This window comes from Paenibacillus aceris (genome assembly GCF_017874035.1).
Lineage (GTDB): Bacteria > Bacillota > Bacilli > Paenibacillales > NBRC-103111 > Paenibacillus_E > Paenibacillus_E aceris.
The window spans coordinates 33,915-58,091 of record NZ_JAGGKV010000019.1 but is presented as its reverse complement, the minus strand read 5'-3'; the positions used below and the strand labels follow the sequence as shown (position 1 = coordinate 58,091).

22 protein-coding genes and 1 pseudogene are annotated in these 24,177 nt (G+C 46.9%); 22 read left to right on the top strand and 1 reads right to left on the bottom strand.

The annotated features are described in order from the left end of the window. Nucleotides 1–116: 116 nt before the first annotated feature. From rpiB to J2Z65_RS26330, 18 genes and pseudogenes are all read left to right on the top strand, one after another. The gene (gene rpiB, locus J2Z65_RS26415; RefSeq protein ID WP_240159452.1) at nucleotides 117–560 is read left to right on the top strand and encodes a ribose 5-phosphate isomerase B; all 444 of its coding nucleotides are present in this window, start codon (nucleotides 117–119) and stop codon (nucleotides 558–560) included. A 104-nt stretch (nucleotides 561–664) separates the two neighbouring features. Continuing rightward, nucleotides 665–1,690, top strand: a complete 1,026-nt coding sequence (locus J2Z65_RS26410) for a LacI family DNA-binding transcriptional regulator (protein WP_167052219.1) — start codon at nucleotides 665–667, stop codon at nucleotides 1,688–1,690. A 191-nt stretch (nucleotides 1,691–1,881) separates the two neighbouring features. Continuing rightward, a complete protein-coding gene (locus J2Z65_RS26405; protein ID WP_167052218.1) occupies nucleotides 1,882–2,562 on the top strand; it encodes an RraA family protein in 681 nt (226 codons plus the stop codon). Further along, nucleotides 2,559–3,653 carry an Ldh family oxidoreductase gene (locus J2Z65_RS26400; protein ID WP_167052214.1) on the top strand — a complete coding sequence of 365 codons (1,095 nt, stop codon included), beginning with the start codon at nucleotides 2,559–2,561 and terminating at the stop codon, nucleotides 3,651–3,653. Before J2Z65_RS26405 ends, J2Z65_RS26400 begins: the two co-directional genes overlap by 4 nt. Nucleotides 3,654–3,690: 37 nt before the next feature. After that, nucleotides 3,691–3,987, top strand: coding sequence for a Dabb family protein (locus J2Z65_RS26395; protein ID WP_167052212.1), 297 nt, complete (start codon nucleotides 3,691–3,693; stop codon nucleotides 3,985–3,987). Nucleotides 3,988–4,093: 106 nt separating this feature from the next. Beyond that, on the top strand, nucleotides 4,094–5,500 hold the full coding sequence (locus J2Z65_RS26390; RefSeq protein ID WP_167052210.1) for an ABC transporter substrate-binding protein: 1,407 nt from the start codon (nucleotides 4,094–4,096) through the stop codon (nucleotides 5,498–5,500). 42 nt (nucleotides 5,501–5,542) lie between these two features. Next, on the top strand, nucleotides 5,543–6,499 hold the full coding sequence (locus J2Z65_RS26385; RefSeq protein WP_167052208.1) for a carbohydrate ABC transporter permease: 957 nt from the start codon (nucleotides 5,543–5,545) through the stop codon (nucleotides 6,497–6,499). Between the two features lie 16 nt (nucleotides 6,500–6,515). After that, a complete protein-coding gene (locus J2Z65_RS26380) occupies nucleotides 6,516–7,349 on the top strand; it encodes a carbohydrate ABC transporter permease (protein ID WP_167052206.1) in 834 nt (277 codons plus the stop codon). A gap of 66 nt (nucleotides 7,350–7,415) precedes the next feature. Then, a complete protein-coding gene (locus tag J2Z65_RS26375) occupies nucleotides 7,416–8,126 on the top strand; it encodes an RraA family protein (protein ID WP_167052205.1) in 711 nt (236 codons plus the stop codon). Between the two features lie 73 nt (nucleotides 8,127–8,199). Next, on the top strand, nucleotides 8,200–9,069 hold the full coding sequence (locus tag J2Z65_RS26370) for an NAD(P)-dependent oxidoreductase (protein WP_240159451.1): 870 nt from the start codon (nucleotides 8,200–8,202) through the stop codon (nucleotides 9,067–9,069). Between the two features lie 136 nt (nucleotides 9,070–9,205). Further along, on the top strand, nucleotides 9,206–10,789 hold the full coding sequence (locus tag J2Z65_RS26365) for a response regulator (protein ID WP_167052203.1): 1,584 nt from the start codon (nucleotides 9,206–9,208) through the stop codon (nucleotides 10,787–10,789). Then, complete coding sequence (locus J2Z65_RS26360) at nucleotides 10,786–12,579, top strand: cache domain-containing sensor histidine kinase (protein ID WP_167052201.1); 1,794 nt, start codon at nucleotides 10,786–10,788, stop codon at nucleotides 12,577–12,579. Before J2Z65_RS26365 ends, J2Z65_RS26360 begins: the two co-directional genes overlap by 4 nt. Nucleotides 12,580–12,598: 19 nt before the next feature. Next, entirely contained in the window at nucleotides 12,599–13,783 is a 1,185-nt protein-coding gene (locus tag J2Z65_RS26355; RefSeq protein WP_167052199.1) for an iron-containing alcohol dehydrogenase, read from the top strand. A 19-nt stretch (nucleotides 13,784–13,802) separates the two neighbouring features. Next, nucleotides 13,803–15,290, top strand: a complete 1,488-nt coding sequence (locus J2Z65_RS26350; protein WP_167052197.1) for an aldehyde dehydrogenase family protein — start codon at nucleotides 13,803–13,805, stop codon at nucleotides 15,288–15,290. A 14-nt stretch (nucleotides 15,291–15,304) separates the two neighbouring features. After that, on the top strand, nucleotides 15,305–16,273 hold the full coding sequence (locus J2Z65_RS26345; RefSeq protein ID WP_167052195.1) for a D-2-hydroxyacid dehydrogenase: 969 nt from the start codon (nucleotides 15,305–15,307) through the stop codon (nucleotides 16,271–16,273). Between the two features lie 76 nt (nucleotides 16,274–16,349). Then, nucleotides 16,350–17,483 carry a glycerate kinase gene (locus tag J2Z65_RS26340; protein WP_167052193.1) on the top strand — a complete coding sequence of 378 codons (1,134 nt, stop codon included), beginning with the start codon at nucleotides 16,350–16,352 and terminating at the stop codon, nucleotides 17,481–17,483. 32 nt (nucleotides 17,484–17,515) lie between these two features. After that, nucleotides 17,516–18,085 (top strand): RNA polymerase sporulation sigma factor SigK, encoded by a 570-nt coding sequence (sigK, locus tag J2Z65_RS26335; protein WP_425326211.1) that lies wholly within the window; start codon nucleotides 17,516–17,518, stop codon nucleotides 18,083–18,085. 64 nt (nucleotides 18,086–18,149) lie between these two features. Beyond that, a pseudogene (locus J2Z65_RS26330) lies at nucleotides 18,150–18,823 on the top strand (ABC transporter ATP-binding protein). Between the two features lie 201 nt (nucleotides 18,824–19,024). Here the strand turns inward: J2Z65_RS26330 and J2Z65_RS26325 are convergent. Then, nucleotides 19,025–20,311 carry a galactokinase gene (locus tag J2Z65_RS26325; protein ID WP_167052191.1) on the bottom strand — a complete coding sequence of 429 codons (1,287 nt, stop codon included), beginning with the start codon at nucleotides 20,309–20,311 and terminating at the stop codon, nucleotides 19,025–19,027. A 550-nt stretch (nucleotides 20,312–20,861) separates the two neighbouring features. Here J2Z65_RS26325 and J2Z65_RS26320 point away from each other — a divergent pair. From J2Z65_RS26320 to J2Z65_RS26305, 4 genes are all read left to right on the top strand, one after another. Continuing rightward, nucleotides 20,862–21,332 carry a hypothetical protein gene (locus J2Z65_RS26320; protein ID WP_167052189.1) on the top strand — a complete coding sequence of 157 codons (471 nt, stop codon included), beginning with the start codon at nucleotides 20,862–20,864 and terminating at the stop codon, nucleotides 21,330–21,332. 101 nt (nucleotides 21,333–21,433) lie between these two features. After that, nucleotides 21,434–21,658 carry a DUF896 domain-containing protein gene (locus J2Z65_RS26315; RefSeq protein WP_193580747.1) on the top strand — a complete coding sequence of 75 codons (225 nt, stop codon included), beginning with the start codon at nucleotides 21,434–21,436 and terminating at the stop codon, nucleotides 21,656–21,658. A gap of 162 nt (nucleotides 21,659–21,820) precedes the next feature. Beyond that, the gene (locus J2Z65_RS26310; protein WP_167052185.1) at nucleotides 21,821–22,384 is read left to right on the top strand and encodes an NADPH-dependent FMN reductase; all 564 of its coding nucleotides are present in this window, start codon (nucleotides 21,821–21,823) and stop codon (nucleotides 22,382–22,384) included. A 37-nt stretch (nucleotides 22,385–22,421) separates the two neighbouring features. Then, a complete protein-coding gene (locus J2Z65_RS26305; RefSeq protein ID WP_167052183.1) occupies nucleotides 22,422–23,420 on the top strand; it encodes a type I glyceraldehyde-3-phosphate dehydrogenase in 999 nt (332 codons plus the stop codon). Nucleotides 23,421–24,177: the final 757 nt, after the last annotated feature.

Here is a 24,177-nt window from a genome sequence, read left to right as displayed (position 1 = left end):
AGCCGTTTTAGTAGCTCTTCGAAGAAACGGATATTTACCTGCCAACTTGGTCTAAAGGCAAGTAAATATCCGTCTTTCATTTCTTGATTTGTAGTTGAAAAATAAGGAGGGGACGGATGATGAGAATAGCTCTTGGAAACGATCATTGCGGTTATCCGATGAAACATAAAGTCATATCGCTTCTTGAGGCACTGGGGCATGAAATTACGGACGTTGGCTGTCATTCCGAGAATCCGGTTGATTTCCCAGATATAGCGAAGTTGGTTTGCTCGGAGGTGCTGGATCAGAAAGCAGATCGAGGAATTATGCTCTGTGGTACCGGAGTTGGCGCAGCCATTGCTGCGAATAAAATATCTGGCATTCGCGCAGCGGTGTGTCATGACTATCATTCCGCGCACCAATGCGTGGAGCATGACGATGTAAATGTCGCTTGCATCGGAGCGCAAATCATCGGTTCATGGCTTGCCGAAGACGTGATTCGAGCATTTTTATCGGCCCAGTTTTATACAGAAGAACATTTTAGAAGAAGAGTAAGAAAGTTGAATGAGATGGAGAAATAGCGAGATATCCGTAGATTGACGGTGTATTCCGCTATCTGTTATATTTGTTAGATTAATACGTAGTTAAGCTGAGACTTATACACGGAATGAAATGAGGAATTTCATTGAAAGTAACCATCGATGATGTGGCTAAAATGGCTGGTGTATCTAAAACAACAGTTTCACGTATACTCAACGGGAATTATTCGCAAGCGACGGAAGAAACGAAAGAAAAGGTTTTAAAGATCATACGTGATATGAATTATCGTCCAAACCCCATGGCACGGGGATTAAAGCAAATGAGGACGAATATTATCGGTATCGTTCTTTCTAATTTAAGTAATCCATTCTGGTCCCGAGTATTGGAAGGTGTTGAGGATACTTGCCGTCTGTCAGGGTATAGTCTCATGGTATGCAATTCCAATGAAGATTCCGAACGTGAAGCAGAGTTGATTGATGGTTTGCAAATGCGCCAGGTGGATGGCATCATTGTCAATCCAACTGTCAATAATAGAGAACTGTTTACGGAAATCGTCAATAAAAAGTACCCCCTTCTTGTCATCAATCGCCGAATTTCAGATTTGGAAGTTGATGATGTAGTCGTAGATAACATACAAGGAGCACGACTGGCTGTCGAACATTTTATCCAAATGGGCAGACGTAATCCGGTGAGCTTCGTTTATCAGCCGGAAGGCATCAGTACATGGCAGGAACGTATATTTGGATTTACAGAGGCAATGAGAGAAAATGGTCTTGAAGTGACAGATCAAACAGTGATTCAAGTTGTAAATGCAAGCGGAAAGGTCAAGGCAGCAGTTATCGACTACTTTAAGCAAAAACCTAATGTTGATGCTGTTTTTTCTACAAATAATATGATGACATTGGAAATCCTGGAAGGCTTTAAGGAGCTTGGTATACAGGTTCCGGGACAAATTGCCTTAATTGGGTATGATGAGACGGTCTGGGCTAAACACCTAAACCCTCCATTAACTACAATCGAACAACCGGCTTATGAAATGGGCAGGATTGCAGCTAAAAACCTAATACAAAGAATTGGTTCTAAAGCGGTTCGCAAGCCCAAGCATGTCGTGTTAAAACCGAATTTGATCATCCGGAGTTCAAGCGGTAAAGCAAGCACCGATCATCAATAAATAAAGATGCGCAGTCATTTACGACTGGCGCATTTTTTTTTGCTTTTTTTTGCTGAAACCGCTTGCTGATTTGTAATAAACGTGTTAAATTTTACTTGTAAATCGATTTCCTAAATCGATAAACCTCTTATTGTAATCGTAATAATCATCCGAACTTATTTTCTTTTAAACTTTCTAAGGAGTGTGCCTTTATGCCAAATCTAGGTTTTCGAATTTTGCAGCGAACAGAGCGCCCGAGCCCTACATTGCTTCATCAGTTTCAAGATGTAGTCACCCCACATATTAGTGATAATCTAAATCGGATGCATGCGATTTGTTCAGAGTTGCGTCCATATCATCAAGCAGGGAGCAAACTCGTGGGAGTAGCATTAACTGTCAAGACAAGACCCGGGGACAATTTGATGGTACACAAAGCAATCGATTTGGCAGAGCCTGGGGATGTCATTGTTGTTGATGCAGGGGGAGATACAACCAATTCTATCGTTGGGGAAATTATGCTTCGCTTGGCTCAGAAGAAACAAGTTGCTGGATTTATTATTGACGGCGCAATCCGTGATACAGTGGCGTTTACGAATGACACCTTTCCGGTATATGCGAGGGGTATTACCCATCGCGGACCTTACAAGGATGGACCTGGCGAAATTAATGTTCCCGTTTCAATCGGAGGGATGATCGTTGAACCGGGTGACATCATTGTCGGCGACGAGGATGGTTTGGCCATCGTACCGCTGAGAGATGCAGAAGGCTTGCTAAAGCTCATCCGTGAGCAGCAGGTACGTGAACAGCTTATTTTACAGTCCATCGAGGATGGCACGGTAAACCGCGATTGGGTGGATCAGACTTTAAAACAGAAGGGCTGTGAAGGGTTATGAGTTTGCCTCATACGTATGATTGGGAAAAACTGCAATCCTTTTGCAGGGAAGTTTTCATTCGTGCCGGCGTACCTGCGGACCGTGCAACCACGGTAGCAGAATCATTGGTACAGGCAGATCTTCGCGGAGTTGAATCTCATGGTGTAGTGCGAACTGGCATTTATTTGAAACGTGTCGAAAAGGGAATGATGGACCCTCACGCTGAGCCGACCTTTGTGTCAGAGCACGGGAGCACTGCCCTGCTAGATGGGAGCAATAATTTTGGAGCTGTGGTGGGAAGTTATGCGCTTGATATGGCAATGGAACGAGCTAAGCAATACGGTACGGGCGTCGTGGGCGTAAAGGGCTCCAATCACTTCGGCACGGGGGCTTACTATGCGAAGAAAGCGATCGAACAAAATCTGATTCTGCTTGTGATGTCTAACGCATCGCAGACGATGCCGCCGTCGGGCGGAATTCGTCCTTTCATCGGCACGAATCCTTTATGTATTGGGGTTCCGGCTGGGGAGGAGACCCCATTTATCCTGGACATGGCAACAAGCGTTGTTGCAAGAGGGAAGATCATCGTCTCAGCACAAAAGGGGGAAGAGATTCCTTTAGGATGGGCGATCGATAAAGAGGGAAATCCGACGACCGATGCGGTGGCCGCATTGGAAGGATCTGTTCTTCCTGTCGGAGGTCCGAAGGGATATGCTATATCCATGTTTATTGATATTTTGTCGGGGGTGTTAACCGGCGCGGGCTATGGGCAGTACGTGAATAACATGTATGAAAATTGGGATGAACCGCAAAACGTAGGTCATTTTTTCATAGCGGTGGATATTAGCCGTTTCATTCCGCTCGAGTTGTTTAAACAAAGGGTCGATCTGTACATCCGCCAAATAAAAAATGAACCTAAAGCACCCGGTGTGAAGGAGATTTTGGTACCCGGTGAAATTGAACATAGACAGACGGAGAGACTTAAGCGAGAAGGCATTCAGCTTCCGCTCAAGGTGGTTGATGAGTTGAATGACATTGGCTTGAAATACGGTTTGCAGCTTAGCGAAGCCGCTATCCAAAATGCCCCAGTCATTGAAAGCTCCCAAACATAAATGTGGAAAGACAATTTGAAAAGGGTGGGGAGCAAGCATGCTGGATCATATCATCCTGCTTAAATTTAAGGAGAGCACGACCAACGAACAATTGCAAGAAGTGATTGAACGTTTTAAATCGTTAAAAAATCATTTATGGGGCGTTATGGACCTGCAGGCCGGCTTCAACTTTTCCGAAAGAAGTCAAGGCTTTCAGGTTGTTCTCAGTATTCGATTTGAAAATCGAGATGCGCTTCAAGCCTATGAACTTAATCCGGAGCACCAAGCATGCTCCACGTATATACGTGAAGTGGGAAGACTTGATGGTATCGTAGTTGACATAGAAAGTAGCTAAACATAATCAACATAATCCAAACAGGGCCGCCTAACAATTATGTCCAGGCTCCGCTACAATAAGGATGTAAGCGGTACCGTACATAAGAGCTTAGGGAGGCCGAATAATGAATCGTAAATGGCTTACGTTATCAATGGCTGCAATACTACTAGCAACTTCTGCAGGCTGCAGCAGCGGAGAGAGTAAGGATGCTACTCAAGGTGGAAGTACAGCAGGTGAGGCAACAGGGAAGTCGACTTCTCCTGTCAAAGCAAAGCCTGAATTGAAAGGGAAAATCCGAATCGGTTACGTAGGTTTGAACGATCAGACAGCACCTGACCCGCTCACGGGGGAAATGGTCTATGGTGCTGACGAGCTGAAGAAGCGGCTCAAGCAGGATTACCCGAACATTGACTTTGAGGTTGTCACATATCCGTATAAGGATCATCAAGCGAAAGCGAAGGCGTTGGTAGAATCGCGTCAAATCGATGTATCCATAGAATCGGACAGTAAATTTATGTGGAACCAGGGCTTGAGCGAGGATTTGACACCGTTTGAGGAAAAAGACAAAGAGTGGAGCAAGGATTTATATTTATCACCGACGTTGCTTACCGGTCCTTTGGAAGTCGATAAGGATGGGAAAACAGTCAACAATGCTTTGCCTATCGCAGTAGACGGCTCAGGAATTTACTTTGACAAGACGATTTTTGCTGATTTCGGCGTAGCGTCGCTGTCAGAGAATCCGACCTGGGATGAAGTGCTCGATAAAGCGAAAAAACTAACCGGTAAAAATCCAAAAACAGGCGAGCAAACCTATGGCTTATACACCCGGATTCCTGGTGACCAGGCGGGCTACGCAGTCTCCATCATCGCCAATACATTTGGCGCAGATATGGGTAAGATGGGCAACAAGGAATACCTGAATCAGGTAACTTTGAATAGTCCCGGCATGGTTAAGGCTGCAGATTATTACAAATCGATGATCCCTTTTACGCCTCCGGGCATGATTCAAGGGCAAGGTGCCGAGAAATGGTCCACGCCGAAAAACAATATCGCGATGTACATTAATCTGCCGGCAATCCAGCTGCAAAAATTTAAATCACTAAAAATGCTAGACAAGTACGATGTCGCGATGATTCCAAAAGGTCCTCAAGGAACCGGCGGCTTCCTCGGCGGCGTTCGCGTACAAATGGTCAAGAACACGCAGGATAAAGAGCTTGCTTGGGAAATCGTCAAGTGGATGTCCGTTGGCAACGGACAGCGATTCCTATGGGAAACGAAGAACACGATGCCGGTTTCGACCAAGTCGCTTGGACCGGATTACAAGCCGGATGCCAACGACGAGAAGATGTTCAAGATGGTAAGTCAAGCGCAATATATGTCTCCAATCTGGTTCACGACAGCCAAATTTGCGCTAACACGAGGCATGGAAAAGGTGCTGCTGAAAAATACTCCGGCTCAAGAAGCACTGGATGCCGCTCAAAAAGAGGTACTGGATGAGTTCGCTAAAAACAAAGCCGCCGATCAGAAGTAACTTCCTCACTAACCGTAATGATGCTAAAAGGAGGGTTCGAGGATGAAACCGACGACATACGCGAGTGCGGTTACAGATGTAAAGCAGCAGGCTCTTCCGGTTTCAAAACGGCACTCTCCGGGCAAGGGCAGACTCCTCAAGGAGTTTACCTGGTATCTCTATCTGCTTCCGACAGTAGGCGTCTTAGCATTAATCAGCTATTACCCGATGATCAAAACGCTGCTCCTCAGTTTCTATGTTTCAGGCGACGGCAGTCTGGAAAAGTTCGCAGGATTGTTTAACTACAAACACCTGCTGACAGATCCGAATTTCTTCCTCGCCATTTATAACACTCTGTACATTGGTTTGTTCGGTTTACTGTTGGGGCTGCCGCTCTCGTTTCTGCTCGCTGCTCTGATTAACCGGGCAATGTATGGCAAAGGTTTGTTGAAGGTAATTTACTTTTTACCGAATGTGACTTCTGCGGTGGCTGTGGTGCTTGTGTTCAAGGTCTTGTTTTTTCCCGATCAGTCAGGAACGGTCAACTATGTACTCTCCTGGTTCGGTATCGGGCCGAAACAATGGGTCAACGATCCAACGCTGATCAAATGGGTCGTTATTACCTTGGCGCTGTGGCAGTCGGTCGGCTTTAACATTCTTATCTGGATGGCAGGCCTGCAGTCGATATCCAAAGATTACTACGAGGCCGCCCGTGTTGACGGTGCCTCCCGCTGGAATGAAATGCGATATATTACAATACCGGGCGTCCGGCCCATCCTCTGGTTTCTATTAATAACGGGCGTCATTGGCGCCTTCCAGCGGTTCGATGATGTGTATACTTTCGGCGGGGCCTCTGGTAGTCCGCTCCGCTCGCTGCAAACGATCGTTCTCTTTTTCTATGAAGAAACGATGGAGAAGTCCCAATACGGTTACGGTTCAGCAGCTTCGGTTGCACTGTTCCTGATGATTCTGATCATCACCATCATGAATCTGAAGATCTCCCGGAGATCGGAACGATGAGAGGAGGCAGGTTCGAATGACAAGACGCAATCAATTGCTTGAAGTGATCCGGCTGCTCGTGCTGGCAGCGCTGGCCGTAGTCTTTCTCTATCCCTTTGTGCTTATGATCGGCATCTCTCTGGACGCTAATGCGAATTTCGGGCTTAGCTTTCCGCCTCGCATCGTTCCCGAGGAGTTCGGGTGGAAAAACTTCTCCTTAATTTTCAAGTCCCTGCCGATAGGCACGTACTACATAAATTCAATCATTATTGTCGCTGGTTCCGTGGTATGTCACATTGTAGGCGCCACGCTGGCAGGATATGCCCTTTCCAAAGGGGAGTTTAGGGGTAAAAAGATCTGGCTCTTGATCATTCTCACCGCCATGATGGTACCCGATCAAGTCATTGTGTTTACCCGCTTTCTGGTGTTTAACCAACTGAACCTGATCAATTCGTTCGTTGGGGTTATTCTTCCAACACTCGCTTATCCATTCGGGGTGTTCCTTGTGAAGCAGTTCATGGATTCGCTGCCGAATGAGCTAGGGGAAGCAGCCAAAATGGACGGTGCCAATCATTTTACAATATTTATAAAAATTTATTTGCCGCTCACGTCGCCGATCATTGCTACCTTGTCCATCATTACGGTGATGCATAAATGGAACGAGCTGCTTTGGCCACTCCTCATTTTATCAAAGAGCAGCATGTTCACCGTGTCCATAGGAGTGGCGAATTTCACGCTGGGACCGAATGGGACGTACATTGGAAGTAGCCTTGCCCTTGCTACATTAACCATCATCCCAATGGTTGTCTTATTTCTATTCCTGCAACGATACGTCATTGAAAGTGTGGCATCGAGCGGTTTGAAGCTTTAATAGGAATCGCTCTTTCTATACAGCCTGCAAATGAACCAACCAAATCCAATGTAGAGGTGACTGAAAATGATCGAATTGACAAAAGAAGAAAAACAAAAACTGATGGAAGTTTACCGTAAGCTGCGCGTTGCCGATGTTCGCGACGGCATGGACTGGAACATGATGCATTTCATGGGTAGCATCCATACGGACACGATCAAGCCCTTGTTCCGCACAAGCTTCTGCGGCTTTGCCAAAACGGTTCAATTCGTACCGACGAACCGCACGATCCCTACAATGGAGCCGGAAGCGTACACGAAATTCTCGAATCATTGGTACGGCAATATCGCAACCTATCACTGGGGCAAAGATATCGGCGAAGACGATGTGCTAGTACTCGACGCTAGCGATACGAACGTTGGTATTATCGGTTCAAATAACGGCTTGGAATATAAAAGCCAAGGCTGCCGGGGCATCATCACAAACGGCGGAGCGCGGGACACGGATGAGCTGATCTTGAACCAGGTGCCAGTATTCTCCCGTCACGTGTCGCAAACGATGGTTCAAGGTCGTGTGGAATATCAGGCCCATGATATCCCTGTTAACATTAACGGCCAACTCGTGCGTCCAAACGATATTATCGTTGCCGACGGAGATGGAATCGTAGTCGTACCTCTTGAAAAAGCATGGGATGTTGCGAAATATGCAACACAGGAAATGGAAGCGGATAAAACGAGCCGCCGCAAGCTGTACGATAAAATGGGCTTGTCCGTCGATGCGTCCGTTGCAGGCTACTAAACCTAGAAATCCCGGTTATACCGGGGTTTTTCCATATTCCATCATTACGTTTACTCAAAAGGGGGAAATCACGATGAATCCGCTAGATATGCGCCAAATTGCTTTTCTTGGCCTGGGCGCAATGGGATTACCGATGGCCAGAAACTTGGTGAAAGCAGGCTTCAAGCTGCATGTGACTGTTCACAGAGACCCAGGGCCGGCCGATGAGCTGCGCAAACTGGGGGCAGAGGTACACGATTCCCCGGCGGGAGCGATTGCCGCAGCCGGCGCGATCATTAGCATTTTGCCAGAGGATCGGCAAATGCAGCAGGTACTGCTGGCCGACGAGGTGCTGGCTGAAGTGCGGGAAGGCCAACTGCTGCTGGAAATGACATCGGGCTCCCCTGGTGCGATGAAGGAAGTTGCGGAGGCATACGCAGCCAAACAAGCGCATGTCTTGGATGCTCCTGTCAGCGGAGGCACGATTGGTGCAGAGAAAGGAACGCTGACGGTTATGGCCGGAGGCTGCGATAAGGCGTTGGAGATGGCGCAGCCATTACTCGAGGCGATGGCGCAAACGGTTCATCGCGTCGGAGCTATCGGGGCAGGCAAGGCGGTTAAGGCGATCAACCAGATGCTTGCAGCCGTGCATATGCTGGCTGCCTCTGAGGCTATTGCCTTATCCGAACGGCTTGGTGTTGATTTGGATGCTTTGCAGAAAGTCATTGGCAGCAGTTCCGGCGGCTCATGGATGTTTGCAAACAAAGCGCAGGCGATCGCAGGGCGGAATTTCCTGCCCGGCTTTAAACTTAATCTAATGAAAAAGGACATCGGTATTGCCCTTCAGGAAGGTAAAGGCCAACCGTTGCCTGTAACGTCTCAGGCTTTTCAGCTGTATGAAATGGCCGCTAAAGAGAACGGCGAGCTAGATTTTGCAGCGGTGAGTCGTGTAATTAGAGGGTAATCACGTTATATTCTAATTAATAGAAGTTGTTCAATCTATGTAAGAATGAAGAGGGAAAGGGGCAGTTTCGTTGAATTCCTTAGTTAGCAGACCTATCGTCCGAATACAAGTATCCGCTGCAGGAGGGAACAAGAGCATGTTGACAGTATTGATCGTAGATGATGAACCGTTGATGCGGATGGGTATCCAAAAGGCGATTGATTGGAGCAACTATGGAATAGGCGAAATCAATACGGCTCCTAACGGGAGAGTAGCACTTCAAATGGTTGAGGAACAACAGCCTGATATACTGCTGACAGACGTCCGGATGCCGGGGCTGGATGGTTTGGAGCTGTCTAGAATCGTCAAGGAACGATGGCCGTCTATAAAAATTGTCATTATTTCCGGCTACGATGATTTTAGTTATGCCAAAAAGTCCATTGCTTGCGGGGTAACGGACTATCTTTTGAAGCCGATCGACAGTAAATCCTTGGGACAAACAATAGATAAAGTGACCCAGGAAATTGCTGATGAACGGGGTAAAATTCGTGAGCAGGATCAAATGTCGCACCTCCTCCAGCAATCGGTAGGCATTGCCAGACAAAAAGTGCTGAAAGAACTATTGTTTGGCGAGGCAGGGGAAAAAGAACTTCAGCGCTATGAGCACGTGCTTGGCCTAAATGATTCCATACGTGGCAGAAATGCGGTTGTATTGGTCAAAATAAATTCTTTTAAAGAGAAAAGCACATTGTTCCGTGATGGCGGATTGCTGCATTTTGCCGTACAGAACATTCTAGAAGAACTGCTTCGAACGGAAGGCAGCGGTGAACTGGTTGATCTTCGACCGGGTAGTCTCTTATTGGTTTTAAGGCAGAATGAGAGCGCATTCAAACCGATAGATGATTTTGTATTGCAGGCGCAAGCAGCTGTGCTGGACTATTTGCGTGTGCCCACTACTTGGGGACTGGGCAGTATTGCTTCCGGTCTGCAGGGGCTACGCCAGTCATATCGTGATGCGGACCGCGCAATCAAATCACGTTGGATGAGTCCGACCAAACGCATTTTTGCTTTCAATGATGAGAGGTCTGGCAAATCCTTATCGGCGAATGAGACCATTCACACCGTTACGCAGGCTCTTCAGCTTGGCAGCACGAAGCCGCTGCTGGACGAATTGGAGAAGATGACAGATCGATTTACCAAAGATTGTATATATGATCCAGAAAGCATCGAAGCTTTTTATTTGAAGTTGGCGGAATCGCTTGAGACCTTACAGAAGGATCGCAACCGTGAGAGTCAGCCAGACCTGCGGGAGCGGGTGCGTGAAGTACTGTATTTGTCCGATACACTGCTCGACGCGGTGGCAAGCTTGGATATTTTATTTCAGGAATCGGTACAGACGCATCAGCACCTGCCTAAACCGTACAGTAAAGTCATCCGTGATGTTATCGAGTTTCTAAATCAGAACTTCGGAGAAGATATTTCATTGGCTGACGCAGCTAATCGTGTATTCCTTAACCGCAGTTATCTTAGTTATTTATTCGTTCAGGAAACAGGAAGCAACTTCTCGGATTTCCTCGCGGTTCTGCGACTTGAGAAGGCAAAAGAATTGCTTGCAGCAGGCGGAATGAAAAATTATGAGGTTGCAGAAGCGGTGGGCTACAAAGATTTCCGTCATTTTGGCCAGATGTTTAAAAAACATACGGGGATGACGCCGAGCGACTTCAGGAAAATTGCGCCATGAAGAAGATTAGCTTCAATTTATTCACGAAGCTTATGCTCTCGTTTCTAAGTCTAGTCGTATTGCCTCTGACGGTGGTCAGTTATTTCGCTTACAGCGTAGCGACGCACATTATCAACAATAACTTGAGCCGCTCCATCCAACAAACCGTGCATCAGCTTTCACTCAACTCGGAAGTCATATTGGAGGATGCTGAGAAAGCGGCTAATACTGCATTTTACGACTCTTTTAATCTACCCAATCCGATTAAAAAGCAAATCGAAGCGTACCCGGCTGCGTCTGATTACGAAAAAAGCCAAATCAGCCGCAGTATTGAAGATGAGATGAACAAATATACGATTTACCGTAATGATATTAACGGCATGTATTTCATTGACACACAGGGGACCTACTTCTCATCAGCTAATCAATTAAGAGAAAAGCCGAATTTTACCGATTTTCCCTGGTTTCAGACCTTTACTGAATCCAATTCAGCAGATGCGAATTGGTCGCCTTCACATAAAGTAGGCGGTTATACCGTCAGTTCGAATGCCAATGTAGTTTCTTTCTTGAAAAAAGTTCGCAATTCGTATGGGAATCAAATCGGTATTCTGTGGATGGACGTCAATGAGCGAACCTTAGAAAATATTTATACAACCGGGCGCGTGGCTCCTAACGGTTACACCATGATTTTGGATGATGCCAACAATGTGATCTCCATAAGTGACAAGACGCTTGTCACTCAAAAGCTGGAGCCAACGAAAAGCTTGATGTTCGAACCGGTCTTTGCCGAGGATAATGGCTACTATTTTACTGATGAAGACGATGTTCGAATGCTGGTTGCCTTTGCTACCATCCATACTACAGGATGGAAAATGATTTCAGTTGTTCCTGCTAACGAATTGTTCGTCGATGCGTCCAGAGTCAAAAACATTATTATGGTGTCGGTGTTAATCATGATCGTGATGAGCACGATCATCGCTTACTTTTTAAGTCGGCGTATTACGCGTCCGATTTCCAACTTGATCCGTCTTATGGAAAAAGTGGCGGAGGGCAACATGTCTGTCCGTGCTAAAGTGGACAATTCAGACGAAATAGGAAAGCTAAATAAGCATTTTAACATCATGATCGGAGACATTCAGAATTTAATTTCTACGGTATTTGTTTCTAATTTGAAGCAAAAGGAAGCCGAGCTCGCCTCACTTGAAGCTCAAATTAATCCCCACTTCCTATATAACACGCTGCAGTCCATTAAGTGGCTGTCTGATATTCATCAAGCACCGGACATAGGGGAGATGGCCGTAAGTCTTGCGAAAATTTTTCGTTTCAGTATTAAAGGGACACCCATCGTCAGTTTGTATGAAGAGCTTCAGCATGTCAAAGATTACATCAGCATACAGAAGTTCCGGTACGGAGACCGATTCGAGCTCGAAACACGTATCCCCGAAGACATACTGGGCTGTCAGATTCCGAAGTTGATTATTCAGCCACTAGTGGAAAACGCAATCTTTCATGGCATTGAGACGAAGGAAGAACAAGGAACAATTACGATTTGGGCAGCTGTCGATGAGCAATCACTCCATATTGGCGTGGAAGACGATGGGGCTGAGATTAGCGAAGAGAAGTTGGAAGCGATCCGCAGATCATTGCTTACTTCTGCAGGAAAGTATGCTGAGCCTAAAAAGAGTCTTGGCTTAAGGAACATTCATGAGCGTTTGCAAATGCTGTACGGAAATGATTATGGACTTCAGGTTGACAGAAGGCCTGATCGAGGCTTTAGTGTGGTGGCTTCGCTGCCCAAGAATATGGAGTGAAATAGAGGGAGGAAACAAGATGATAAACCGGATTTTTCGTTATGAACTGCCTACGATTGTCGAGTTCGGCAATGGAGCTGCAAAAACATTGCCGCATCATGTTCGAGAACTTGGAGGAAGCAAGGTGCTCATCGTCAGTGACCCCGGCGTGCTGAGGGCTGGAGGCGTTGAGCGATTGACTGCACCGCTGAGCGAAGAGCAAATTCCGTATGTGATCTACTCAGACATTGAACCCGATCCCAATATTGAGTCGGTCGCCGCCGCAACGGAGCTGGCCAAGACTGAGGGGTGCGACCTGGTGGTCGGCATTGGCGGCGGCAGCTCCCTTGATACGGCTAAGGCTGTCGGTTTGATGCTCGTTAATGAGGGTAATATTCGCGATTATGTTGGCATTAATAAAGTGCCGCGGAAAGGAGCGCCAGTCATTGCTATTCCGACGACCGCGGGGACCGGCAGTGAGCTTACCATTTGGTCTGTGCTATCTGACAAAAAGGCGAAGGTCAAGCTCAGCGTGGGCAGCCCATACAATTGTCCGTCGTTGGCCTTGTGCGATCCTGAGCTGACGGCATCCTTGCCAGCATCTCTCACTGCATCTACAGGGATGGATGCTTTGACGCATGCGTTGGAATCTTATGTCAATAAAGCGACACAGCCGATTTCCGAAGGTATGTCCGTTCAGGCTATGAAGATGATTGCCCGCAGTCTGCGGACTGCCGTCGTTCAAGGGGAGAATTTGCAGGCGCGTCACGACATGCTGCTTGCCAGTCTGATCGCGGCGATGGCATTTAACCCGACTCGCCTTGGGCTTTCGCACGCATTGGCCATCCCGCTAGGAGCACATTTCAAGATTCCGCATGGTATCGTAAACGCGATCCTTTTACCTGAAGTTATGACGTTCAACCTTATTGGGAATTTGGAGAAATTCAAGGAAATAGCAGTCATTTTTGGAGAGAAGACCGACCACCTTTCTTTGCGGGAAGCAGCCGATCTTTCTGTTTCAGCTATACGCCGCTTAAAAGAGGATATTGGCATTACACAGACGCTTTCGGATTACGGCGTAACAGAAGAGGCCCTGGATATGATCGCTGAGGAAGCGATGCAGTCGGGCAATGTGCCTGTCAATCCTGTAAAACCAACGCACGAAGATCTCAAACAGTTGTGTCGAGCCGCAATGTCCAAGACCAATGCCATTACTGCAAGGTAACGAAAGGAGCGAAAGTGTGATGCCAGACCATGAAATGCTTAATTGGTTACAAGAAGCCAGCGGTCAGACCTATGGCAATTACATAAACGGCGAGTGGAGGCCCGCAAATAGTGGGCGTACCTTCCAAGTTGTTCATGCCGCAGAGCATGAGAGGGTAATCGGATATTTTGCAGATTCCGACACCGTTGACGTGAACAACGCAGTTGAGGCGGCTGATGCTGCCTTCACGAGTTGGTCTGCCTTGCCTGGACCGGAACGGGGGGCGATTCTTCTGCGTTTCGCAGACTTGATGGAGCTTGATCGCGACGAGCTGGCTTTCCGGCTCTCAGCCGAGCAGGGTAAAACGATTGCCGAATCCCGGGGCGAGGTGGCTCGAGCGGCAAAAGAAGCACGCTTTGCGGCAGGAGAAGCGTCACGTATCTTAGGAGAAACCGTTCCGAGCGAACGCCGGAATGTGCGGAATACGGTTGTTCGTTATCCGATTGGCGTTGTTGCTGCAATAGCGCCGTGGAACTTCCCGGTTGTTACACCTGTTCGCAAGATAGCACCTGCGCTCGCCTACGGCTGTACGATCGTATTCAAGCCGGCTTCTGCCACGCCTTGGGCATCGGCAAGGCTCATGGAGTTGTTTACAGAAGCCGGGGTGCCGAGCGGGGTTGTGAATATGGTGACAGGCGGAGGATCACGGGTCGGAGATCCGCTTACTAAACATCCGCGGGTGAAGGGGATCAGTTTCACGGGATCAACAGAGCTGGGGTTACGAATCCAACAAACGGCAGCCGTACGTTTGGCACGTACTCAGCTGGAGCTTGGAGGTAAGAATGCCGCGGTGGTACTAAACTACACGGATCTCGGAGGAGCAGCGAAGCAGATTGTCTCTGCTGCGTTTGCTTGCTCCGGTCAACGCTGCACGTCCATTAGCCGGGTAGTGGTACTTAAGTCACAGGCAGATAAGCTAACAGAGGCATTGCTGCAAGAAGTTAAACAACTTCGTGTAGGTCCGGCTTGGGAACCGGGTATTCATATGGGCCCACTCGTAAATAAAGAGCAGTTGGAATCCGTACAACGTTATGTCCGCCTAGGTAAGGAAGAGGGGGCTGAGCTGCTGTATGGCGGCGAAGTACTAAGCGGCGGCACGTATGAAAACGGATCTTACATGGAGCCTGCTTTATTCGTGAAGGTAACTGAGAATATGACCATTGCCCGCGAGGAAATTTTTGGTCCGGTGCTTACAGTCATTGAAGCAAATACCAAAGAGGATGCATTACGCATCGCCAATGGGACCGATTATGGCCTTGCAGCATCGGTATTCACCGATGAATTGAGTGATGCAAATGAGTTCGCCGCACGCCTTGAAGCGGGGATGGTGCACGTTAATCATGGGACTGCAAGTGAAGCGCATATGCCGTTCGGGGGCGTTAAGCAATCGGGATTCGGTGCTTTTTCCATCGGGAGTACGAATCAGCAATTTTATACAGAGCATAAAGTCATTTATACGTTGTATTAACAAGAGGTGAAAGAATGCACATCGTTGTACTCGACGGTTTTACGCTCAATCCCGGAGATTTGAGTTGGGAAGAGTTGGAGAGGCATGGTTTCGTCACAGTTTATGATCGAACGCCGCCAGAACTAGTAAAGGAGCGCATTCAGGAGTCGGACATCGTGCTGACGAATAAAACGCCACTTTCGAAGGAAGCGCTTACCGGCTTGAACCGATTGAAATATATCGGGGTATTGGCAACAGGCTATAATGTCGTTGATGTCAAAGCAGCTTCCAGCCAAGGTATTGTCGTAACCAATGTACCGACGTATGGTACGGACTCTGTTGCTCAATTTGTTTTCGCCCTTATCTTGGAACTTTGCCACAAAATCGGCATGCATAGCGATAGTGTGCGTGCGGGGGGCTGGGAAGAATCTCCGGATTTTTGCTATACACTTAGCAGACAAATCGCACTTGCAGGCAAAACGTTGGGGATTGTCGGCTATGGCCGCATAGGCAAGCAGGTTAGCCGTTTGGCGCAGGCATTTGGCATGCGCGTGATGGTCGCAGGTAGAGAGGGAAGGGTGGCGTCCGAAGCAGGAGTGGAATTCGTGGAACGTGTTCCATTGGAGCATCTGCTCGTCGCTTCCGACTTTGTAAGCCTGCACTGCCCACTCACACCGGAGACAGAAGGGTTGATCAATGCAGAGAGGATTGCCCTTATGAAACCGTCCGCTTTTCTCATTAATACTTCACGGGGAGGGCTGCTGGTCGAGCAGCATGTGGCTAATGCTTTGAACGAGGGGCATATTGCAGGAGCAGCTTTAGACGTACTTTCCTCAGAACCGCCTGGTAAGGAAAATCCGTTTGTGTATGCCAGGAATTGTATCGTAACGCCGCATATGGCATGGGCAACCTTCGAGGCTAGGAGCCGCTTGATGGACATTGCTGTGGGAAATGTGGCTGCATTTTTACAAGGGAAACCTATCAATTCGGTTTATCCGGCATAAACAGAAGAATGGAGGCTTATCGGCTTCCATTCTTTTTCTAGTGCGAAAATAAGTGCTCAAGGCGGTGATGTATTACATGAAAATCATAATTGCTCCCGATTCGTTCAAAGGAAGTATCAGCGCTGCTGATGCCGCAATTGCTATTCAAAAAGGAATAAAGCGCTGCCTTCCACAGGCGGAGACGATCCTGGTACCGGTTGCCGACGGCGGGGAAGGAACATTGGATAGTTTAACAAGAATAAGTTGTAATAAAGTATCGACAGTTGTAACGGGCCCACTCGGAAATCCTATCTCTGCTGAATATGGTATTTTGCATGGGGGAACTGTTGGCGTGATTGAATTAGCGAGTGCATCTGGGCTTGAGCTGCTTGAAAAAGAAGAATTGGATCCCCTGCATACAACAACATATGGAACTGGGGAGTTGATTCGCCATGCGCTCGACGCCGGTTGCCGTCATTTTATCCTGGCTATCGGTGGCAGCGCAACGAACGATGGTGGGGCCGGGATTCTCCAGGCGCTGGGTGTACGACTGTTGGACGAAGCTGGTTGTTCTGTGGGAAGCGGCGGCGGAGAGCTGCAAAGGATTGTATCGATCGATGACAGCGGGTTGGATGCAAGAATCGCTGAATCGACGTTTATCATCGCCTCCGATGTACAGAATCCGATGCTCGGACCGAATGGAGCAACCCACATCTTTGGTCCACAAAAGGGTGCAACTCCTCAGTTGATCGAAAAATTGGAGCAGGGAATGAGTGTGTGGGCGGACCGTATTGCGGATAAAACGGGAATACGTGTCCATGATTTGCCTGGGGCCGGAGCTGCTGGCGGCGTTGGTGGTGTTCTATTGGGCTTTTTTAAGGCGCAAATGAAACGGGGAATTGATATCGTTATCGCACAATCGGGATTGCGGGATCATTTGGTTGACGCAGATCTCGTGATTACAGGGGAAGGGCGAATCGATTCGCAAACCGCTTCGGGTAAAACACCGATGGGGATTGCCCAGGAAGCACAAAAATTCGGCGTTCCCGCGATTGCACTGGCTGGTTCAATTGGGCCTGGTATTGAAGCACTTTATTCTGCGGGTATTCTAAGTGTACACAGCATTATTAATGGTCCTATGACACTTGAAGAAGCTATGTCTCGATCAAGTGATCTGCTTGAGCTTGCCGCAGAACAAGTGATGCGCACCTATCGGCTGTCGACTTTGTAATTGGGTCAAATCAGGCTGAAACATTAAATTCTGTGCAGTGTTTAAGCATCGGCTGCAGTGTGTTATTTGAATTTACGTTGCTTCGTGTCCACAATGTCAAAAAATTCGACAATACTGGGGAAGATCTCGAGGATTTAATCTCGATCGGGACGATTGGATTAATTAAGGCGATCGAGTCGTTCTCGCCGAATAAGGGCACGAAGCTCGCGACTTTCGCGGCTCGCTGTATCGAAAACGAAATACTGATGCATCTGCGCTCGCTAAAGAAAACACGCAAGGATGTGTCCTTGCATGATCCCATCGGAACGGACAAAGAGGGGAATGAAATTACTTTGATTGACATCCTAGGCACGGAGGCCGACGATGTCGTAGATAAGGTTCAGCTCAAGATAGAGAAGAGCAAAATATATCGGAATTTAGAGATACTGGATGACCGCGAGAAAGAAGTCGTCGTCGGACGGTTTGGGTTGGAGCTTGGCGGGGAAGAGCGCACGCAGCGAGAGATTGCGAAGGAACTGGGGATTAGTCGCTCCTATGTGTCGCGAATTGAGAAGCGGGCGCTGATGAAGCTGTATCATGAGTTTTATAAAGCGAAGCGGTAAGGTCGGTTAGGTTGATAAATCGCATACTTCATTTATTTGGGATCAAGTAATGGAGGCGAAGGGAATGAGCTTAATCCAGATCGAACATGTGAGTAAGAACTATGTGATGGGCGGGGAAACGATTCAGGCTTTGGATGATATTTCCCTGGAAATCGATCATGGCGAGTTCGTGGCGATTATGGGCCCTTCGGGGTCGGGGAAATCGACGCTGATGAATATCATTGGCTGCTTGGATATTGCAGATCATGGAGATTATGTGCTCGATGGGAAAGCCATTAATCAACTGAAGGATGCTCAGTTGGCTGAGATTCGGAATCGGAAAATCGGGTTTGTTTTTCAGAGCTTTAATTTGCTTCCGAGGCTTAGTGCATATGAGAATGTAGAGCTGCCGCTCATTTACCGAGGGATGAGTAGGCGTGAAAGGGAGCCGCTTGTTATGCAGGCATTGGAAGCGGTTGACTTAGTGGAGCGAAGACGGCATCTGCCTTCGGAGCTGTCCGGCGGGCAGCAGCAGCGGGTTGCGATTGCCCGGACGTTGGCGGGTGATCCAGCGATTATTCTGGCGGATGAGCCGACAGGTGCGCTGGATTCGAAGACGGGTGTGGAGATTTTGGAGATTTTAAGAGTTTGAATGAGCAGGGTAGGACGATCGTTTTGATTACGCATGATCTGGCGATTGCGCAGCAGGCGAAGCGGGTTGTGCATTTTCGGGATGGGCGGTTGAGTGAGGTTGGATAGGTAGATGCAAGCACCGGGACTCCGATGGAGTGCCGGTTTGTTTTTTTACTTAGGTATCGGGATTAAGCTTAACGGGAGACGATAGTTGAGCGATCAGGAGGAGCAGTTTGCCGCTGGTATGCTCCCCTTAAGATAGACAGGCGAATTATAAATAACCTTCAGTATAAGGGAAGCATACAATTGACGATTAAACCATCGAACCTACAAGAGCGTATTCAAGCAGACCGCTCCGATTTCGCGTACGCGGATCTTGAACAGTTCCGTGCCAGCCGTACGCGCGATTAGTTCCCGGTATTCCGCTACCGCCGCATGTGGCAGAACGGCGAGAATGACGCCGGCGAATCCGCCGCCGTGTACTCTGCAGGCACCGTCGCCTATCCGGTCGATGAAACGTTCGGTAATGGCGAGTGTGAGCGCAATCCCCTGTTCACGTGACACCGATTCTTGGTAGATGTTCTGCAGCCATTTCCACGAGGAATTACCTGAAGCGGTAATATACTTCAGCACGTTCTGCCACTCGCCCGCCTTAATTGCCTCTACCTGCCGCCCGACGCGGTCATTTTCATCCAGGTAATGGAGGGCCCGCAGCACCGCTCGATCTCCGGTAGTTTCGCGGAGTTCCGCGAGCCGGCCGTAGATCATCTCTGCCGTCAAATCGCGACATACCTCTACACCGAAGGCTTGTGCCACCGCCCGCATCTCGTTCGGAATTGATGCATAATCCTTCGTCAGGTCAGCATGGTTACCTCCGGTGCTGACGATGACAAGGCTGTAACCTGCTGCTTCAAAGGTACCTGGAATACGCTCGATCTGAGGCTCTGCCGGCTCCTTAAAGTCGATAGTGATCATACCGCCGTGCGAGCAGGCCATCTGGTCTAGCATTCCTGATGGCTTGTTCCAATAAAGATTTTCGGCATACTTGCCAATGCGCGACATCATGACCGCATCCATCTCTTCGTTGTTATAAAAAGTACTTAGAATCTGGCAGATCAGAACTTCGAAAGATGCAGAAGAGCTGAGTCCTGACGCCGGAAGCACGTTACTGCTGACGTTAGCATTGAATCCGCCGATTCGGTACCCGTGCTGCTGGAAACCGTGTGCAATACCGCGGATCAAAGCAGCCGTCCCACCCTCGCCTGACTGAGGTTCTAGATCATCTAGATTGATGACTGACATGCCTGGGTACCCTTCGGAAATTACGGAAATAACTCCGGTGTCCACGGCTGCTGCAGCCGCAATCGTATCTAACTGAATACTAGCCGCAAGCACCTTTCCATTGTTATGGTCCGTATGATTGCCGCCTATCTCTGTGCGTCCCGGAGCACTGAAGTATTTCAACGACTCTGTATTTCCATATTGCGCACTGTATCCTTCCATACATCTCCGGTACCTGTCGATCTGTCGCTCTCGTTCTTCGCTGCCGTACATCTGGTCCAGTAGCTGTTGTGCCTGAGCCGAATCAAAAAGCTGCTCGAATTGATCGTTCATCTTGAATGTTCCTCCTGGTTCTAACTGTTTGGGTAGTAGTTATCATGTCCATTTTACCGAAAGGCAGCGCTCACAGATAGGATATTTATGAAAGAAATCGGGTACTGCGGGGTAATTCGCAGCATAGAAGGCGTGCCGCGCCACGCCCGGCAACCAGAAATCATTCGATTTAAGTTCATCAGTAGGCTGCGAAAGTATCCTTAACGAGCAGAAATGTACAATTTCTATAATAAAAATGGATATTCAGGTAGATAGCGAAAAGGGTTTCTTGAAAATTTGCTCATTAAATTTGCTCATATTCTTATTTTTGTCAGCCTGTCCATGGGCTTGATTTAAAGAAGGTGGTGTATGGAAGGTATCTAGTTTTACCGAATCCCCGTCAGGGGAAATAAATGATTATCAAAAAGAACTTCAAGAATCTGCGTTCTCTTTTCGTTAAACGGAGAACGTTGCGCTAACTGGGAGCGTTTGTGTTGCCTTTCTAATGATTACAACAATAACAGGACCCGACCGATAAACTCATGTGACGTATGACGGAGGTTAAAGTTAAATGGAGAAGAAAATACAGCTAATTGAGCTTTTATGTATTGATGATCTCCCACAACCACATTCATCATGGAGCGAGATATTTTATTTAGCATCATCGTTTTTAGCTTATAAATATTGGGGTTCGTTTGAGAAAGCTGCAGAAATCAGTGATAAGGTAGAACTTGAATTTAAAAGTAGTGGGAATCTTGTTAATTGCGATCTTATTGAGTTAAGAACAGAGCTCTTTATGATCGCACGCGGATGTCACCACAGTCTTGGGACTCTCTGTGTTTGTGTTTGCGAATTTAGAAGAGCTCAACGATATCAATCGATTTGGTATATGGCTTGTTACCCTTATTTTATTGTTGTTAATTGCACTTATCGGGTCTTACCGAATTTGGTCTTGGATACAACAGGGGAAGTTGTAGATTCGATAAATGGGATGGTAAACACTAAACGGGGAAATATATCACTGAATGGGAATTCAAATTAATTGAAAACAAGCTATTGACAATTATCTTAATATCTAATATCTTTATATTAAGATAAATGATTTTAAGATATTATCTAGACGATTTCAAGGAGGTAATGGGAATGATTCCAATTTTGAACCGTATTAATGAACTGAGCAGAATTGAGCGCAGTTCAGGTCTATCTGATACTGAGGAAGCGGAACAAGCAGCGCTTCGGACGCAGTATTTACAGATTTTACGCGGGCAACTATTAACAACGCTTCTGAACGTGTCTGTTATGGATGAATTAGGGAACGATATTACGCCTAAAAAGCTTATTGATAAAAAAGCAGCTAATGATCAATAATTTTTGTTATATATCTTAAATTTAAGAATAAGTAAATTAAGACAGTTTTGTGATTGGCAACCAGACTGGTTATATAGCTGTGGCACCTAAACTAAAGTTATCCCACACATAATATGGAAAGTATTGTATGATTATATGAGAATGAATTCCGGAGGTTGGCTGATGTCAAGAAGAATAGGGATTATTGTAGGAAGTTTGAGGGAAAACTCGTTTAATCAAATGATTGCGAATTCGATTCCAGAACTTGTAGATTCCGCGGAATATGAAAACATATCGATTGCTAATCTTCCCCTCTATAACGCGGATTTGGATCATGGAGAAGGGCCAGGTCCGGTTAAGCATTATCGCGAGGCGATTCAGAAGACGGATGGCATTCTTATAGTTAGCCCGGAGTACAACTCAGGTATACCGGGAGTATTGAAAAATGCACTGGACTGGGCATCGACACCTACCAAAACAGCCGTCTTAATTCATAAGCCTGTAGGTGTGATAGGCGCAACACCTGGCGCAAAAGGGACGATTCTTTCGCAGCAGCAAATCAGGCAAACGTTGGATGCCACCCAGTCCTATGTGATGCCTGCCCAAAAAATGTATATTTCTCAAATCACGGACAAGATTGATTCAAATACTCGTAAGCTCACGGATGATACGACTCGCAAATATTTGCAGCGTTATGTTCAATCATTTTTGCAATGGATTAATCAGGTACAACAACTTAATGAGTAGCAAGGATAACTAATCTAATATATATTTGGAGGCTATTATGGGTAAAATTGCGCTTTTTGGATTTGGACGTATCGGAAGACAGCTCCTTCGAGCGGCTTTGCAACAAAATTTGTTTGTCCCCTTTTCCATCTCGGATATTAAAGACGAAGCTACGCTTGCCGCACTTTTTGAAGTGGATACAAATTACAAGCGTTGGCATGAGAAAGTATCTGCTCAAGAAGGCGCAATCGTAATCGGCGACCGGGAGATTCGTTATTTGAATTCGGCCTCTGAATTGCCAAATTGGGGTGAGTTAGGCGTTGAATTGGTCATTGATTGTACTGGGCGAGCCGTTACGCGTTCAGTAGCTGAACTGCACTTGGAGCGAGGCGCCAAAAGGGTGCTTGTCAGCGGCCCGAGCAAAACCTTAGAAGATTGCGACGCAGTACTTCTCAAAGGAATTAACTTAGAAAGCTTCGATCCGGAAAAGCATAAAATCATTAGCATGGCGAGTTGCACGACCAATGCGCTTGCACCGGTAGTCAAATTGGTCAAAGAAAACTTTGGCATTCAATACGGATTATTCTCCACGGTACACTCATATACGAACACGCAATCGTTGACGGATCAGCCGATGAAGGACCGCCGGGATTCATGGGCAGCTGCTGAGAATATCATTCCGTCATCCTCAGGTGCAGCCAAAGCTCTGAAATTCATTTGGAATGACCTGCAAATCACAGGCAAAGCCTACCGGATTCCGACCCGTACCGGGAGCATCGCAGAACTTAATTTGATAACGGAAAAACGATGCACCGTTCAAGAGATTAACGATATGTTTCGAGAAGCTGCAAGAGAAGGCGAATTAAAGGGCGTTCTTGATGTTTTGGAAGGGGAATGGGCCTCGTCCCGTATCGTAGCTGATCCCCATTCTTCGATTATTGACTTGCCTTTAACCCAAGTACAAGGTGAACTATTGTCTGTCGCTACTTGGTACGACAACGAATGGGGTTATGCTTCACGGTTGGCTGAGGTAGCCTCATATCTTGTTGCAAAATGATAAGCTAGACGATTGATAATGAATTGGATGCATCTTAGAATGTATGAGCGAAGCCAAAGGCGACAGTCGATACATTCTAAGATGCATCTTTTCTCGTCTAGGGCCTGCTCTGACTGTGAAATCTGAAATCTTTCCTCCTTGCGGATTGCCAAAAACTAGTCCATCACATAATTTGCCAAGGAATTTAATGAAGAATGTGTTGGAATGCTGCTTTTCAATAATGGTTCTGATTTTTCGTATAAGATTATATCTCCCTTAGAATTCAGGTCTACGAATCTAGAAATACTTGGTGAGGAAATAATAGATGACATTTCTAATGAATGGTACACAATTGTAGACGCTAATGATGGTGATTATATTACTATCGACCTTCATCCGGAACGTTTAAGAAGGTGTTACTAGTTTTCATGAGACACATGCCACCGTTGGGGGGGACCGCAATATAATGTATAAATATAAAAAAGGCTTGGGGGGATTCCCAAAGTCTTTTTGTATATTTCTGTGAAGACAGAAGCTCCTTTGGACGTTGTAAACAATTTCGCGTCTGAATGACAACAATATAAGGATATGTAAAAAAGTGAGTAACTAGGAAATAGTGTTATGAGGAATTAACTCCATTAATAGTAAAAGGGGAATAAATTCGAAGAAGTTGTTGGATCGCCCGGTTTTTTTCAGACTGTTGATCTGTATCTTTCACAAGCAAGAATAATTATAGGAAATTTGGTAAATATATCTTTATCAAATGTTAAATACGGGT